Raw genomic sequence first — 16,077 nt, forward strand, 5'->3', positions numbered from 1 at the left:
GCGAAAGATACAATTGCGCGAAGCTGACCTATACCCGCCGATCAAGGCCCATCTGCAACGCCAAGGCTATGACGTCAAAGGAGAGGTCGGCTCTGCCGATGTTGTCGGACGGCGCGGCGATGATCTGATTGTGGTCGAATTGAAGTTGGGGTTTTCGCTGGCGCTTTTTCATCAAGGGATTGAACGACTTGCGCTCACCGATGATGTTTATATTGCGGTTCCCGCCGGGGGGCGTGCCAAGGCATTGAAGGCAAACGTAAACCTCGCGCGGCGCGCAGGGCTGGGCGTCATGACGGTGCGCGCGCGCGACGGCTTTGTCGAGATTCTGGCCGATCCGGGGCCCTATGCAGCGCGCAAATCCAAGAAAAAGAAAACCCGGCTGTTGCGCGCGTTTGATCGGTTGCAGGGCGACCCAAATGCGGGCGGTGCCACGCGACATGGGATCGTGACGGGCTACCGCCAAGACGCTGTGCGCTGCGCCCGATTTCTTGCGATTCACGGGCCGTCAAAGGGTGCAAAGGTCAAAGATTGGGCCGAAGTACCGCAGGCCACGCGCATTATGGCCGACGATCACTATGGTTGGTTCGAACGTGTCGACCGCGGCATCTACGCGTTGACCGATGCGGGCAAGCAGGGGTTAGCTGATTTCGGCGATGACTAATCAGCGCGCGTCAGTGTCCAGCCGTCGTTTTGGAGCAGATTTAATATCCCGTTTTCACCAATCAAATGCGCGGCCCCGGCTGCGACGATGACATTATTATGGGATTTGGTTGCCTCGGTGATGACAGGAATCCAGTTGCGGTTACGTTCATCAAGGATTGATTCCTGGGTTTCGTCAAAAAGCACCGTGGCGGTTTCTAAATCCAGCTCTGGCAAATCGGCGAGCGTGAGGCGCGACATTTCCCATAAGGTGCCAACGTCTTTGGCGAAATAGCGATCAAGCATGGCGACGAACACCTGCTGTTGGGTATCAGGCATCATCAGACCCATGCGCAGAAATTCGATCTGTTCGTCCAAGCTCTCCTCTTGGAAGATCGCGAACAGCGTGGTGAAGGCTTCAAGTGATTGCATCGGCACACCAGCCTCTGCCGCCGCGTCCATGATCATATGGTCAAGCCCCAAGCGGCCTGCGATTACATCATCCATTGCGCAAGGCGGCATAGCCAAGAGTAGCGACGCGTACCAAGGTTGCATTTTCGCGATCATGAAGCTTGGAATGCTCCGGTCTGCGGCGGCCTGCAAAAGCAACTCCCAGGTTTGGCCGTCCAGAAGTTCAGGCAGCGTAGGGCCGTCGACGAGAAACAGTTGACTGGGATCACGGGCCATCAGCTGTTGCAGGTCTGCCTGATCGTCAGGCGTGGCCTCGACCAAGATCAAATCGGCAGAGGCGACGCTCGCAGAAATGCTTGCGAACAGTGCACCAAGGCGCGGATCATATATATGCATCGTCCCGACGATGCGCAGGTTTTGCGTATCTTTTCGCGCGTCCCAAACCAGACCTTGCGCAAAAGGGATATCTGCGACTGCTGCCGACAATTTTTGATGTTGTTCGGCGCTCAGCTGATCAAGGTAGCTTTCGCCAGCGCATAGCGCGAGGGCGGGCAGGCTGAAAACCGAGAAGAGGGCAGTGGCGGCAGCGCGCAAGAACATTGGCATTCCTTTGGGTTATGACCCCATTAAGGTAAGCCGTCTTTTGCGCGGGTCAATTGTGTCGGGGGATTAAGTTAACAGTCGCTGCAACAAAAATACGCTCGCACCGACGAGCCCAACAACACCTTCGGGTCCCAAAATACTAAATAACCTCACGATGGTGCCGCCTTTCAGATACTTATAACGTGCTTAACATACCGCATTGTTACGGTTTGTGTGTTAAAACACGGTTAAGATAGATCTTCGGAAAGGGCTGCCGGATCAAGAATTTCGATACGTTGCCGTGCAGCTTTGATGACTCCGCGTTTTGACAGTTTGCTGATAGATCGGCTCACCATTTCACGGTTCGCGCCGATGGTACCCGCGATTTCTGCATGTGTCGGCGCGTTTTCGATGATGGCACCCACACATAATTTGCCGTGTTCTGCAGCAAGACGGAGTAGGTACGTGCTAACCCGTTGCTCGACAGACAGCGTTGTCATTTCCATGTTTCGCTCTGTGAGCGTACGAATGCGCGCGACCATTTGGCGCGTGATCCGATCACGGATCAACGGTACCTCGTTAAACAACCGCAAAAAGCTGTCGCGTTTAAGAATAAGGACTTTGGTTTCGGTTTTTGCGACAGTTGCCAATGATCTGCTTGTGCCGTCCAACGCCGCTAATTCGCCAAAATGTGCACCGATCGCAAATCGCGAAAACACGATTTCACGCCCGTCACTTGTCCAAAACACGGCGAGCAAAGACCCGTAAAGCAAGAAATAGACATCGTGTGAATTGTCATCTTGATCAAAGATCGTTTGCCACGCACTAAATGTCTTTTCAGTTAGAACAAGCGGAATATCGGCCAAATCTTCGACGGTTACACCGGAAAAAAGCGGCAAATTATAGTGCAGCAATTCTTGAGGCTTCATTGTTTAAACCACACGTGTTTACGGCCCGTAACGCGCTGGTATCGTAAGTGTGTCATGCTACATCCCTTAGTCCGCAGTGGGACTATAGGCACGTAAGCGATCGCTCCAAATATAGAAAATGATTTACCTAGCAGATTTGGCTCGCTGCCGAAACGGAGCGGATCATTGGCCAGCAAGCCAGGCTCGCATTATGACCAATTATATTGGGCTTTTGGCTGCGTTCACCACGTGAGGCCCAAATACGTGATGTGGCTTAGAAACAACAAGTTAGTACGGTTGATCACTCCCTATCCAAGGGGCGGCGATGTCAAACGTCAACTCTGTCTGGCCGTCGTTTTGTTCTGAAACCCAAATATCCCCGCGAAATGCAGCATCTGGAATCGTTGTTTGTAAATGCTCAATCAGGCAGGGATGCCTTTGCAGCACGCGCTGTTCCAAGCTGGTTAGCTGTGCCAAGACTTCTGTGTCAGCAGAACGAATGTCATTTTGGATCACCTTATACGCTGTGTCTTCGGCGCCCAGTTTTCTGCGTATCGCAATCGGCTGCTTGCTTGTACATACGATAGGCAATTGGGTCAGGGTTTCGGCATCGGGGATGCTAAACAAACTGACATGTTTGGTTTGAACATCATACGCTAGCATTGTCACATTCTGATCGGCGGCGTTGTCGTCCCCGATCCGGGAATGCGTTAGCAATCCGGACATATCCGATGCGCCCTCAGGCAATTCGACATACAGGGTAAGGTGCAGCGCGTCGTTATCATGGCGCAAACCTAGGCGCGCGCCGAATGTCAGGGGGGATGATCCCTGCGCGGCGCTGATCACTTCACGAAATGGCGTTTCGGGGGCTTCGCCGCCTAATGCGGTGATCATCTTGCAAGCGATGGCAAGTCGCGTCTTTGGGTCCTGAGCGGGGTTTTCGACCTCTGTGATGATCGACAATGCTTGATCATGCGTCGAAAACCGAACAGCAACTGGGGCGCCAGTTTCGGTTAACGCACTGTGCTTCCAACGGGCCCAACCCGTATGATCCATCACGCCAATTTTGTACAAGGCGCGTTCGATTGCGTCGCCAGCTTTGCCAAAACCGCGCAAAAACCAGCACCATTCCAGATCGTTGCGGGCGGGGTTCGCTGGGGCAAGAGTGAACATGATTTGGGCCTTTAATCTGTTTTTCGGGCACACGAATGTATGCGTGCTAAACATTTACGGCCCTATCACTTGCCCGTTTGTGACTTTGGACACAGAGTCGGCGAAAACTCCGAATGGCATGCTTAAATTGGCAGCAAAGACACAGATTTTTGGCAATTCACCGTTTTTATCTCCGCAAGAATCGTCGCTTGATTAAAGGGGCACACATGCATAAGCTGAATGTATCGCGTCTCTTACCGCTTAGCGAGAAGCTGACTGTTGCAAAACTACAGCAGCATTTCGGCGACGCTTTTGAAAGTGATTTATCTAGTATCTTGTATTTGTAATGGTTTTCTCAGGCTCGGCAGAGCTATCAGTATTTTTGATGAAAACGACGAAGTAAAATAGTTTTTAGGGCAGATTGTTAAGACGTAAACGTTTGCGCAAGCATATCGTGGATAACTCTTGGTTAACGCGTGTGCGAAAGCAAGACGGGCTTTTTGTAGGAGCAAGCATATGGCCGGCGACAGAAAAATGGACGTGGATTTGGATCTTTTGCATGAGGATACAACAGATTTCAGGTCATCTGCGGTGCATTTTCCCGCTGACGATGATGCGAGTGAAGATCGGTTCCCAGACGTCGATGACATTCTTGATCGGCTAACAACAAACACCAAAGCTGTCGAAAAGAAGTAATACTCGCGCCCGCGCAATCCTGTCGCTAAGTTGCCATCAAATTCTATACCCGAGGCAACGCAATGCGGCGACTGACATTTTTGGTCATATTCCTATCCATTCTATACAGCGGCTATTGGTTTGTCGGCGCACGCGCCGTTGCCTATGGCACCCAAACAGCAGTCACACAGGCGCGCACTGATGGTTGGAATTTGACCTATGCTGAGATGAACACAATCGGTTTCCCGTCGCGGTTCGACACCACAATCACAGAATTCTCTCTTTCCCCGCAGGACGAAGGCTGGCAATGGGCCGCGCCCTTTGTGCAGGTGTTCGCGCTCAGCTATCAACCCAATCGCGTGATCGCCGCCTTCGCCAATGATCAGACCTTGCGCTTTGGTGATCAAACCCTGCAGATTACAACCGAGAATTTGCGTGCAAGCGCGGGTGTCGCAGCAAATACCGCGCTTTCGTTTGATGACGCGACCGTCGAAGTTGGCACGGCACAAGTTGCGTCTAATTTTGGCTGGCAAATCAATGCGGAACGCGCGCTTTTGGCCTTTCGCGCGGAACCGGCTGCCGAGAATCGTTATGACGCCTATTTCGATGCCGATCAGGTCGTGCTGCCCAGCGTAATTGCGCAACAAATCGACCCTACCGGCGCATTGGGCACTGCCATAACGCGCGCTGTGTTTGATAGTGCCGTGACATTTGATCAGCCGCTTGATCGGCATGGTTTTGATGGGCGCGGGCGGGAACCGCGCGCGACGAAATTCACCCTGCGCAATCTGACGATTTCATGGGGCCCGATTGAGATACGCGCGCAAGGTGCATTTGACATTGATGCCCAAGGCAACCCCGATGGGCGGATTACGTTCCGGTCCGCGCAATGGCGCGAGATCATTGATTTGATGGTCGCGGCTGGGGTGATTGACGCTGGCAACAAGTTAACGGTTGTTACCCTGGCATCCGCGATGGCCGTGGAAGGTGGTGCACCGGAATTTCCTATTACTTTTAACGCCGGGCGCATGTCGCTGGGGCCTATACCGATTGGGACGGCGCCACAGTTTTGGTAGAATTACTCCTTACCAAATAGCCCGCTGAGCGCGCGGCGCACGAGCGCCGTGACTGATGGGCGCGATGTGGCGTGAAACGGCAGCGGGCGGCAGACTTCCATCGCGGCCACGCCAACACGGGCTGTTAATGCCCCGTTTATCACGCCTTCCCCAAAGCGCCGCGAAACCTTGGACAACACCCCACCACCCGCAATCGACCCAATCAAATCGTCGCCCACAGCGACAGCACCTGTGGCCACCAAATGCGTCAGCACAGAGCGTGTTAAACGCCAACTGCCCAAGGTGCCCGCGCGACCGCCGTAAATCTCTGCGATGCGTCGGATCATCCGCATGTTGGCGGTCAGCGCTGTGAACAGATCGGCAAGCGCAAGTGGCACAATCGCGGTGACGGTTGCGACCTGACGGGCTGCGGCTTCGACTTCGCGCTGTGCGCGGGCGTCGAGCGGGTCCAAAAGCGTGTTTTCAGCCAGTCCGATCAACCCGTCGGCGTCTAGTACATCGCCGCTGCGCGCCTGTAATTCGGATCGCCCCCAAGCGGTATCTTCACGCGCCTTATATAGCTTATCTAACGCGGTCACCACCGCGCGTGCGGCATTCAAGTCGCCTGTGTTCAGCGCATCATTGGCTTGGCGTTGGATGGCATCGAGCCTTTTCAGGCGCGTGAATGCAGCCAGTTCGCGCAGTGTAACCAATGCGAGGACAAGCACCATCGCCCCGACCAGCGCGGTGGCGATGCCGCCTAGAATGGGCGAACGAGCAAGCAAACCGGTCACATAGTCCCATGCCGCCAAAGACAGCATGAACCCCACCAATGTCATCGTGGTCGCCCAAAACAGGCGGGCTAGGCGCGACGGTTTGCGTGCCGCGATCGTTGCCACCTGTTGCATCGCTGCCCCTTGGGCATTGATCGCAAGATCAGGCACCGGGGGTGCCGCGTCAGGCTGCGCTTGTTCAGTTTCGTCAAGATCAATCAGAACAGGGCCATTGGTCATAGGCGATCCCCAAACAAAAACTGTGCAGCCTTATCGAGCCGAATATGTGGTGGCCCGTCACCGGGGCGCAGCGTCAGCGGCGCAGGTGCAAACCGCATCACCGCGTAATCCGCATCTAACCAATTGTCGGCCCCGGCGCGGGCCGGCGACAGCAAATGCGCTGGGTCGTCGGGTAGATCACCGGGATAACACGCGGCTTGCTTTCCGGTCTCAAGTAACCGCCCCCGCACGACGTCAATCGGCTTGCCTGCGTGATCGACTGTATCTTCAACCGTTGTACGCAAGGCCGCAATGGACATGGCGGCGGTCTTGGCCCCTGCGAAATCAGCGCGGTCGCTGGCCTCGCGGAGCAATGCTTGGGCAATGGCTGTCAGTTGCGGGTGCTGGCTGTGGTGCAAATGGTCGGCCTTGGTTGCGGCAAACAGAATCTTCTCGACCCGTCGCCCCTGGAAGATACGGGTCAGGAACGCATTGCGACCGGGACGAAATGCGCCCAAAATTCCGGCCATCGTATTGCGTAAATCGTCAAGTGCAGCTGGCCCCGCATGGATCGCGCCCAGAACATCGACAAGCACGATCTGCCGGTCGATCTTGGCAAAATGATCACGAAAGAACGGGCGCACGATGTTGCGTTTATAGCTTTCAAAGCGGCGCTCAAACTCGCGGCCCAATGATTTGCGCGCGAATTTTTCGCCGGGCAGAGGTGCAAATGTGAGCACGGGCGATCCTGCCAATTCACCGGGCAGCATGAACCGACCGGGTGTGCAATCTGAAAACCCTGCCGCACGGCTTGCGTTCAGGTGTGAGGTAAACCCGGCTGCAAGCGCCTGCGCGGCGGGCTCATCCAATGCGGTATTTGCGTCGATGTCTCGCGCTTGCTGAAGATAGGCGTCCCCGCCGGGGCGGCCCTTGGCGCGGGCCAATGCGGCGGCAGACCACTGCGCATAGGATTGGTCCAGCAAAGCCAGATCAAGCAACCATTCGCCGGGATAGTCGACGATATCGATATGCACCGTGCGCGGGCCAGATAGCCCGGCCAACAGCCCCGAAGGTTGCACCCGTAAAGACAGCCGCAATTCGCTAATCCGATCAGTGCTATCAGGCCATTTAGGGTTAGGCGCGGTCAGGCATCCTAGATTGGACTCATATGCAAAGCGGGGGATCGTATCGTCGGGTTGAGGCTGAAGGTAGGCGGCGGTGATCGCCCCATTTGCTGCGGTGGTCAGTTGCGGCATCCGCCCGCGATCCATCAGATTTGCGACCAGCGAGGTGATAAACACCGTTTTGCCCGCGCGCGACAACCCGGTCACCCCCAGACGGATCACCGGTTCCGCGAACGGATGGGTCAATGTGTCTGTGATTTCGGCCGCGGCCCATGACACTTGATTTGCGATCGTCCTAAAAACCAACCTCGGGCCCCTTCACTGCGTGGTTTCAAGATAGGGGCGGTACGCGCAGATGTGTAGGGATTGATTTTACCGCCCGGCGCGCCTAATCGGGGGCATGCCACGTTTTGCCCTTCTTGTTGAATATCACGGCGCACCCTTTGCCGGGTGGCAACGCCAGAACGACCAGCCGTCAGTGCAAGGCACGATTGAAGCGGCCCTTGCCAAGATTGAGCCGGGCGAACACACGATTGGCGCCGCTGGGCGCACTGATGCAGGGGTGCATGCAACTGGGCAGGTCGCGCATTGCGATTTGCAGCGCGACTGGGACCCGTTTCGCCTGTCCGAAGCGCTCAATTATCATCTTAAACCTAACCCGGTTGCGATTATGGACTGTGCGCGGGTTGATGATGAATGGCATGCGCGATTTGGCGCGCTTGAACGGCAATACCTATTCCGACTGATCGCGCGCCGTGCGCCATTAACATCCGAGGCCGGGCAAATGTGGCGGGTGAATCATGCTTTGGATGCGGGTGCGATGCAGGCGGGCGCGGATCGGCTGATTGGTTTGCATGATTTCACGACATTCCGGTCGTCGATCTGCCAGTCAAAAAGCCCGGTGAAAACCTTGGATTCGCTTCAGGTCGTTGAAATTCCGCGTGCAGTCGGAACCGAATATCAGTTCCATATTCGCGCGCGATCTTTTTTGCATAACCAAGTACGCAGCTTTGTCGGTACGCTCGAACGTGTCGGGTCCGGGCGCTGGACGCCAGACGATGTGACAAAGGCGCTTGAAGCCAAAGACCGCGCAGCTTGCGGCCCTGTCTGCCCGCCACAGGGGTTATATTTGGCCGCAGTGACATACCCCAACGACCCGTTTGCCGCTTAAGTGAATGGTCAATGCCTTGCGGCTTGGTTACTGTTGATTGCAACAAATGTAATGTTGGGCAGGGGACGGCGCGTGACCAGTTTTAGACGGCTAATTATGGCTTTTCTTTGTGCGGCGAGTGCGGCGAGTGCCCAAGACGTGCGGCTGATCAGCGATGAGGCGCGCAGCGTGCTGGACGATACGTCATTGCTGCGCGCACTTGATGATACGGCTGTGCCCCAAGATTATATTGCGGCCGCCCGTGCTGACTATCGCAGGCTTTTAACCGCGCTTTATGCCCAAGGGTATTATGGTGGCCAGATTTCGATCACCGTCGATGGGGTCGAGGCGTCGAACATCGCGCCGCTGTCAGCCCCTTCTGCTATCACAGAAGTGGTGATTAACGTTGTTCCCGGGCCGCGATTTACATTTGGCGAGGTGGCGATATCGCCGTTGCCGACGGGCACCGAATTGCCCCAAGATTTAGGGCCGCGCCAACCTGCGAGATCTGGCGAAATTTCAGGGGCCGTATCCGGCAGTATCAATAGCTGGCGTGATCAGGGCTACGCCACTGCACGGGTCACATCCCAACAGATCACGGCGCGCCACGCAGATGACAAACTGGACATCACAGTTGCGCTGGACCCCGGTCCTATAGTGTATTTTGGTGATTTGGCCGTGACCGGAAACGAAGACGTCAGTCGCGCACGCATCTTGCAGATCGCGGGGTTGCCATCGGGCGATGTTTACGCCCCGTCCGAGATCGCGGCAGCCGAAACCCGATTGCGGCGTGCGGGTGCGTTTGACAGCGTTGCAATGACCCAAGCGGATGATTTGATTGATGGAAACATCTTGCCGATGACCGTGCAGCTGGACGAATCCAAGCCGCGTCGCTTTGGTTTCGGGCTTGAGATGTCCTCGATTGAAGGGCTGACGGTTTCGTCGTTTTGGCTACATCGCAATCTACTAGGCGGGGCGGAACGATTTCGGGTGGATACTGAAATTGCTGGCATTAACGGTGAAACTGGTGGCACCGATTATAGCATAAACACGAGCTTCACCCGGCCCGCGACCTTTGGTGCGGACACGGACTTCTTTATCACATCAGAATTGTCGCGCGAAGACGAACCCGACTATCTGGTCGATAAGTTCGAGGTCGATGTTGGGTTTTCGCGAATCTTGAGCGATGAACTGACGGTGCGGGCAGGTGTCGGCCTATTAACAGCGCATGAAGAAACGGAACTGGGCACGCGCGACTACACGCTATTTACGCTGCCGTTAGACGCGACCTATGACCGCCGTGACAATGACACCAACGCGAAATCGGGCTATTATCTAGACCTATCGGTCACCCCATTCATTAGCCTTGATGATGATCTGGCTGGTGCGCGGACTTATGGCGATGCGCGCGGTTACATCAGCTTTGGCGAAGAACAGCAGCTCACGCTCGCGGGGCGTTTGCAGATCGGCAGTGTCGCAGGCGCGGATACGACAGAAGCGCCCGCTGATTATCTGTTTTATTCTGGCGGCGGCGGGACCGTGCGCGGTCAATCATATAAAAACTTAGGCGTTGAAACATGGAACGGCAGTGAATTCGTGACCACGGGCGGCACGTCTTTTGCCGGTGCACAGCTAGAGGCGCGCTATGTGATCCGCGAAAAAATATCGCTTGTGGGATTCTATGATATTGGCCAAGTGGGCGATACGGCTGTGCCGCTTGAAAATGGTGATTGGCATGCAGGCGCTGGAATTGGGTTGCGTTATGATACGGGGATTGGGCCGATCCGGCTAGATATCGCGACCCAAGCGAGCGGCGACGACGCCGGCGAAGATGTGCAGGTTTATATCGGAATTGGACAAGCGTTTTGAAACATATTTTTGCGCTTCTTTGCTTGCTTTTCCCCCTTTCCGCTTTGGCGCAAACCCAAGAGGAAGAAGACAAAGGTTATCTGACTAATCTGATTGAAGAAAATCTATCTGGAGTTAGCCGGGACGTCAGCATCATTGGTTTTGAAGGCGCGCTTAGCTCAAACGCGACAATTGATGTGCTGACGGTGGCCGATGCAGATGGGGTTTGGCTGACGCTTGAAGATATCGTGCTAATCTGGAACCGAAGCGCGTTGCTGCGCGGTGCCATTGATGTGCAAGAGCTGAGCGCCGCGCGCATCATTGTCGCCCGCCCGCCAGTGTCCGAAGATGCGGACACCCCAAGCGCAGAGGCCAGCTCATTCGCGCTGCCTGAACTGCCCGTTTCGATTACACTTGATCAGCTTGATATCGCTGAAATCTTGCTTGGCGAAGCGTTTTTGGGAGAAGAAATCACCGTTAGCCTGACAGGTGACGCATCGCTGGGTGGTGGTGAGGGTACGGCAAAAATTGTGGCAACCCGCCTTGGCAACAAGCCGGGCGTCTTTGAAATTAACGGCGGTTATTCAAATGAAACCCGCGTGCTTGATCTGCTTTTGAATCTGGAAGAAAGCGAAGATGGGATCATTGGGCGTATCCTTGATTTACCCGGTCGCCCCGCGATTAAAATGGGGATCGCGGGGAATGCGCCAATTGACGATTATGCCGCGACGATTGCAATCGCAACGGATGGTCAGGACCGGCTAAGCGGTGATTTTGAATTACTGAACGCAGATGGCGAACAACGGATTTCTCTTGATGTTGGGGGCGATATTTCGCCGCTGTTCAACCCCGAATACCAAGATTTTTTTGGCACGGATGCGCAATTATCGGCTGTGGCTGTGCTATCCGATACGGGTCGCATTGATATTCCCGCCGTGACGATTGACGCAGGCCGCGTCACCCTGAATGGTGCATTGTACATCGGTACCCAAGGCTGGCCAGAGCTGATCGACCTGACCGGTGCGATTACCCCACTTGCGGATGAGCCCGTGTTGCTTCCGTTGTCTGGCCCAAAGACCTATGTGAACGGCGCGCAAATCGCGATTAGCTATGATGCGGATTTGGCCGATGACTGGCGCGCGGATATTTCCGCCACAGGGTTTGATCGTCCCGGCCTACAGATTGAAACGCTCAGCCTGCGCGGCGGTGGTATTTTGCAACCGGGCGAAGGCGATCTGATTGGCCAAGTCACCGCGAACCTTGCCTATGGCGCAACCGGTGTTGGGCTTGACGATGCCGGCGCCGCGCGCGCCCTTGGTGACAGTGTTGAAGGTCTGTTCACTGCCGCCCGGACGGAACATGAACCGATGCGCATCAGTCAGCTTTCGTTGCGTGGGGCGGGGATTGATATTGATGCCAACGCAATCATTGATGGTCCGAAATCAGGGCTTCAGACAACGGGTTCTGCGCGTGTTGAAGTCACCGGGTTGGAACGGTTTTCGACCTTGATCGGACAAGAGTTGGGGGGCAGCGCTGCATTCGACCTTGATGCCGATATCACGCCACTTGACGGGTTGTTCGATCTAGCGCTTGCAGGTCAAACATTCGATCTTTCGGTGGGTGTGCCAGAAGCAGACGCCGTTTTTGCAGGCACCGGAACGCTTGCGGCAAGCGCTGTCCGCGACGAGGCGGGCACTCGGCTTGAGAGTTTGCGCATTCAAACACCAGCGGCAACCGTGACGGCGTCGGCAGATCTGACCAGCGGTGGCTCAGTCGCGCAATTCACGGCGCGCGTCGCCGAAATTGCCGTGGTCTTGCCTGATTTAAATGGCCCAGTATCCGTCGCGGGTGATGTTACGCGCTCAGCAGATGGTGTGACGGGCATTTCGGTAAACGGCACCGGCCCTGCGGCAACATTTGCAGGAGAGGCGACGCTAAATCCCGCTGAAACCGGGCAAACAGTTAACGCAGAGCTGACAGCAAGCGTGATCGACTTGTCACGCTATGCCGCGCTGGCCGGGCAGCCTATTTCGGGGCAGGCCAATTTCACAACCAGCGGCGTTCTGCTAAGCGATCAGCTGCGCTTTGATGTCGACATTGCGGGGCAGACCCAAGACGTAACCACAGGCATTGCGCGTATTGATCCGCTGTTAAAAGGCGCGGGGCGGTTTACAGCCGCTGTGGCGCGCCCTGCGGCGGGCAAGGTTTCACTATCGGATATGGTGGTGACGACGCCCGCCTTTGCATTACGCGGCGCGGCCGATCTGGATATGAACGGCCCCGCGCAGGCTGATGTTGATCTACGTTTGTATGATGCGGCCTTGCTTGATCCGAGCCTCTCTGGGCCAATGAATTTAACAGCGACAGCCGAACCCAGTGCAGATGAAACAACGCAGGCCGTGATACAATTGTCGGGTTCGGGTGCGACAATTGGGTTGGATGCTGCTATCGGCACAGCCGCCAGCAGCTTTGCTATTTCAGGCGAACTCAATGCAGAAGTTGCAGAGCTTGGCGCCTTTGCTACGCTGATTGGACAGCCCATTTCAGGGGGTGCCACGGTCACTGCTTCGGGTGATTTACTGCCTGACCTAAGTCAGTTCGATCTGAATATCACAGCGCGGAGCGAAGACCTGAGCATCGCAAACCCAACGGTTGACCCGTTAATCACCGGGGTTGGTCGTGTGAATGCGACAGTTGGCCTGGCTGATGGGGTTTTGGCTGTGCGGACCCTAGAGCTATCAACCCCGCAGATATCGATCGTTGGGGCGCTTAATGGCGCGTCTGGCTATGGCCAAGGGCGGTTTAACGCCAGTTTGCGTGACGTGGGCGTGTTGACGGATCAGATCAGCGGCCCCGTGCGCGCGACCGGATCGGCGTCATTGGATGCGGATGGCAATTGGGGTATCGATGCGACAGGAACAGGCCCCGGCGGGCTGCAAGCCGATATCAGTGGCCAGACGACGCAGTCTTTGGATATGGCCCTAACCATTACGGGGGCCGCGCCGCTTGCACTTGCGAATGCTGCGATTGATCCACGGCGACTTAGCGGTACTGCGAATTTTGACATTGGGGTGAATGGACCGCCAGCGCTGACATCGGTTAGTGGCAACGTGACTTTTGCCGATGGGCGGTTGACCGCACCAACGCTAAAGCAAGCGTTGTCAGGTATCGGCGGGCAGATTAGCCTGACAGGCACAGCCGCGCAGTTCGATCTGCGCGCGGGCGTCGAAGGTGGCGGCGATCTGACGATCCGCGGTCCTGTGGGGCTGACGGGTACAAAACAGGCTGATCTGACGCTTGCGTTCAATGACGTGGTGCAACAGGATCCCGAACTGTATTCAACTGTTGTGAACGGGCAAATTACCTTGAACGGAGGGCTTGATGGCGGCGCGCGGATCGCGGGGCTTTTGACGCTTGGGCAAACGGATATTCAGGTCCCCTCATCCAGCGTTAGTTCACTGGGTGATCTTCCAGATGTCGTGCATCTGAACGTTGACAGCGCTGTCCAGCAAACGATGTTGCGCGCGGGTGTTGGACAAACAGCCGAATCCAGTGGCGGGGGCAGTAGCACGTCGCGCGCTTATCCGTTGAACGTTGTGGTTGATGCGCCCTCGCGGATATTTATCCGGGGTCGTGGGCTTGATGCGGAACTTGGCGGCCAGTTGACCATCGGGGGGACCACGGCGAATGTCGTGCCTGTTGGGCGGTTTGAGCTGGTGCGTGGACGCATTGATATTTTGCAGCAACGGTTCGACCTGACCGAAGGTAGCGCCACGATGCAGGGTGATTTTGATCCATACCTGCGCTTGGTTGCGACGACCGAAACGGATAGCGGCACCACGATCAATATCATCGTTGAAGGGTCTGCTGATGCGCCCGAAGTCACATTTGAATCTGTGCCAGAACTACCCCAAGACGAAGTCCTGTCGCAGCTTATCTTTGGCCGCGATCTGCAAAGCATCAGCCCCCTGCAAGCGGTGCAACTTGCCTCGGCGATCAGCACGCTTGCGGGCAAGGGGGGCGGGGCCGTGGACCGGTTACGGCAAAACATCGGGCTTGATGATTTTGATGTCACAACGGATGACGACGGCAACGCCGCCGTGCGCGCGGGCAAATACCTCAGCGACAATGTTTACACAGACGTCACCGTCACCAGCGACGGCAGCACCGAGATCAACATCAACCTTGATGTCACAGATGAAATCACAGCCAAAGGCAGCGTCGATCAGGATGGAGAAACCAGCGTTGGTGTGTTCTTTGAGCGGGATTATTAAAGCCTGAGCGTCTTTGCCGGGACCGATACCTCGATGAAACCGAACTTCCGCGCGTGATGCAGCGAAAGTCTTAAGAGAGCCCATGCAGCCATTTTTCTGGATCGCGGCGAATGCCTGCTGTAAAGATTGGATGGACAAGGTGTCCAGCTCACCACGACTTCCTTGGGAAAAGGAAATAATATGGCTTTCATCTCCGAAATTCACTACCAAAACAGCTATGCATCTAGCAGTGGCGTTTCGGAATTTGTTGAGGTCTCACTGACAGCGGATGAAGCAGCACGTGCGGCGGATTTTGACCTTACCACATATAACCTAGATGGAACTGTCATCGACACGTTCAACCTTGCCAGCATTACGCCGGTCATTGATCCCGTTACTGGTCTTTACGTCTATTCTTTTGATACTGTCACAACCGACCCCAATGGCGGGGGCGCTGGCAACGCCGAAGCAATTGCGCTGACCGACAGTACGCTGACTGAGCCAATCAGCTTTTTTGATATTGGTGGTGGCACGACCGCAATCACGGCGACGGAAGGGCTCGCTGATGGCGCGACTTCGGTTAACATCTCGGCTTCACCAGGTGGCACTTCAATCCAGTTTGATAATGAAGGGAACCGCCTCGATGGCACACTCACCGTTGGCAGTGCAGTTTGTATTGGGAATGGCGCAGAAATAGAAACGGCGCGTGGTCCTGTTTTGATTGAGGATCTTTGTGTTGATGACTTAGTCGTCACGCGGGACAACGGGCTGCAGCCGTTGCGATGGAAATATTCCCGGGCTCTCAACCAGTCTGATTTTGCGACAAACCCGGCTATCACGCCGATTTGCATCAAATCCGGAGCCTTGGGTAAAGACCTTCCGAGAACCGACTTGCACGTCTCGCCCCAACATCAATTGCTTATCGAGGGCCAAGCTGTCGATCTCATCACTGACAGCGCGGCCTGTCTTGTCAAAGCGAAACACCTTTGCGGCTACGTTGAAAATGTGTTTCGAGACCGTGCCTGCACGGGCATCGAATATTTTCATCTCCTTTTTGATCGGCACGAAATCATCTTTGCTAACGGCATACCGACAGAAAGCTTCTTTCCCGGCGATCAAGCTCTAGAAGCGATGGACAACGGTCAGATCGAAGAATTAGAAGCGCTGTTTCCCGGGTTAGGTCAAGCGCCTCAGGCAGACTACATTACTCTCAAGCAATGGGAGGCAACTGTCGTTGCGGAGATGCTGCGACCGCCGACCTGATATGGGACACAATCATCTCATCAAG

At 55.6% G+C, this 16,077-nt stretch carries 12 protein-coding genes; 7 read left to right on the plus strand and 5 right to left on the minus strand.

Annotated elements, in window-relative coordinates; all coding sequences use genetic code 11:
• Positions 1 to 13 precede the first annotated feature (13 nt).
• Complete coding sequence (locus tag Yoon_RS15850; protein WP_238113522.1) at positions 14 to 661, plus strand: DUF2161 domain-containing phosphodiesterase; 648 nt, start codon at positions 14 to 16, stop codon at positions 659 to 661.
• On the opposite strand, the gene Yoon_RS15855 is transcribed toward Yoon_RS15850, so the two are convergent.
• The 3 genes from Yoon_RS15855 to Yoon_RS15865 all read right to left on the minus strand — a co-directional run bounded on the left by Yoon_RS15855 (position 658) and on the right by Yoon_RS15865 (position 3,713).
• Positions 658 to 1,650, minus strand: a complete 993-nt coding sequence (locus Yoon_RS15855; protein WP_238113524.1) for a TraB/GumN family protein — start codon at positions 1,648 to 1,650, stop codon at positions 658 to 660. The genes Yoon_RS15850 and Yoon_RS15855 overlap by 4 nt on opposite strands.
• Positions 1,651 to 1,880: 230 nt before the next feature.
• The gene (locus Yoon_RS15860) at positions 1,881 to 2,561 is read right to left on the minus strand and encodes a Crp/Fnr family transcriptional regulator (RefSeq protein ID WP_238113526.1); all 681 of its coding nucleotides are present in this window, start codon (positions 2,559 to 2,561) and stop codon (positions 1,881 to 1,883) included.
• A 267-nt stretch (positions 2,562 to 2,828) separates the two neighbouring features.
• Positions 2,829 to 3,713: a hypothetical protein gene (locus Yoon_RS15865; RefSeq protein ID WP_238113528.1), complete on the minus strand. Its 885-nt coding sequence runs from the start codon at positions 3,711 to 3,713 to the stop codon at positions 2,829 to 2,831.
• Between the two features lie 495 nt (positions 3,714 to 4,208).
• Here Yoon_RS15865 and Yoon_RS15870 point away from each other — a divergent pair, with 495 nt between their 5' ends.
• Positions 4,209 to 4,388 carry a hypothetical protein gene (locus Yoon_RS15870; protein WP_238113530.1) on the plus strand — a complete coding sequence of 60 codons (180 nt, stop codon included), beginning with the start codon at positions 4,209 to 4,211 and terminating at the stop codon, positions 4,386 to 4,388.
• A gap of 62 nt (positions 4,389 to 4,450) precedes the next feature.
• Positions 4,451 to 5,443: a DUF2125 domain-containing protein gene (locus Yoon_RS15875; RefSeq protein ID WP_238113532.1), complete on the plus strand. Its 993-nt coding sequence runs from the start codon at positions 4,451 to 4,453 to the stop codon at positions 5,441 to 5,443.
• A gap of 2 nt (positions 5,444 to 5,445) precedes the next feature.
• Here Yoon_RS15875 and Yoon_RS15880 read toward each other — a convergent pair whose 3' ends face one another.
• Positions 5,446 to 6,435 (minus strand): YcjF family protein, encoded by a 990-nt coding sequence (locus Yoon_RS15880; protein WP_238113534.1) that lies wholly within the window; start codon positions 6,433 to 6,435, stop codon positions 5,446 to 5,448.
• A complete protein-coding gene (locus Yoon_RS15885) occupies positions 6,432 to 7,844 on the minus strand; it encodes a YcjX family protein (protein ID WP_238113535.1) in 1,413 nt (470 codons plus the stop codon). The genes Yoon_RS15880 and Yoon_RS15885 overlap by 4 nt, the downstream gene beginning before the upstream one ends.
• A gap of 94 nt (positions 7,845 to 7,938) precedes the next feature.
• On the opposite strand from Yoon_RS15885, the gene truA reads away from it, so the two are divergent.
• The 4 genes from truA (at position 7,939) to Yoon_RS15905 (ending at position 16,052) form a co-directional block, all read left to right on the plus strand.
• Positions 7,939 to 8,709: a tRNA pseudouridine(38-40) synthase TruA gene (truA, locus tag Yoon_RS15890; protein WP_238113537.1), complete on the plus strand. Its 771-nt coding sequence runs from the start codon at positions 7,939 to 7,941 to the stop codon at positions 8,707 to 8,709.
• Between the two features lie 72 nt (positions 8,710 to 8,781).
• Positions 8,782 to 10,557, plus strand: coding sequence for an autotransporter assembly complex family protein (locus Yoon_RS15895; protein ID WP_370642192.1), 1,776 nt, complete (start codon positions 8,782 to 8,784; stop codon positions 10,555 to 10,557).
• Complete coding sequence (locus tag Yoon_RS15900) at positions 10,554 to 14,810, plus strand: translocation/assembly module TamB domain-containing protein (protein WP_238113540.1); 4,257 nt, start codon at positions 10,554 to 10,556, stop codon at positions 14,808 to 14,810. Before Yoon_RS15895 ends, Yoon_RS15900 begins: the two co-directional genes overlap by 4 nt.
• 126 nt (positions 14,811 to 14,936) lie before the next feature.
• Positions 14,937 to 16,052 carry a Hint domain-containing protein gene (locus tag Yoon_RS15905; protein WP_238113542.1) on the plus strand — a complete coding sequence of 372 codons (1,116 nt, stop codon included), beginning with the start codon at positions 14,937 to 14,939 and terminating at the stop codon, positions 16,050 to 16,052.
• The last annotated feature ends 25 nt before the right edge of the window (positions 16,053 to 16,077 follow it).

The sequence above is a fragment of the Yoonia sp. I 8.24 genome, assembly GCF_022096995.1.
Taxonomy (GTDB): domain Bacteria; phylum Pseudomonadota; class Alphaproteobacteria; order Rhodobacterales; family Rhodobacteraceae; genus Yoonia.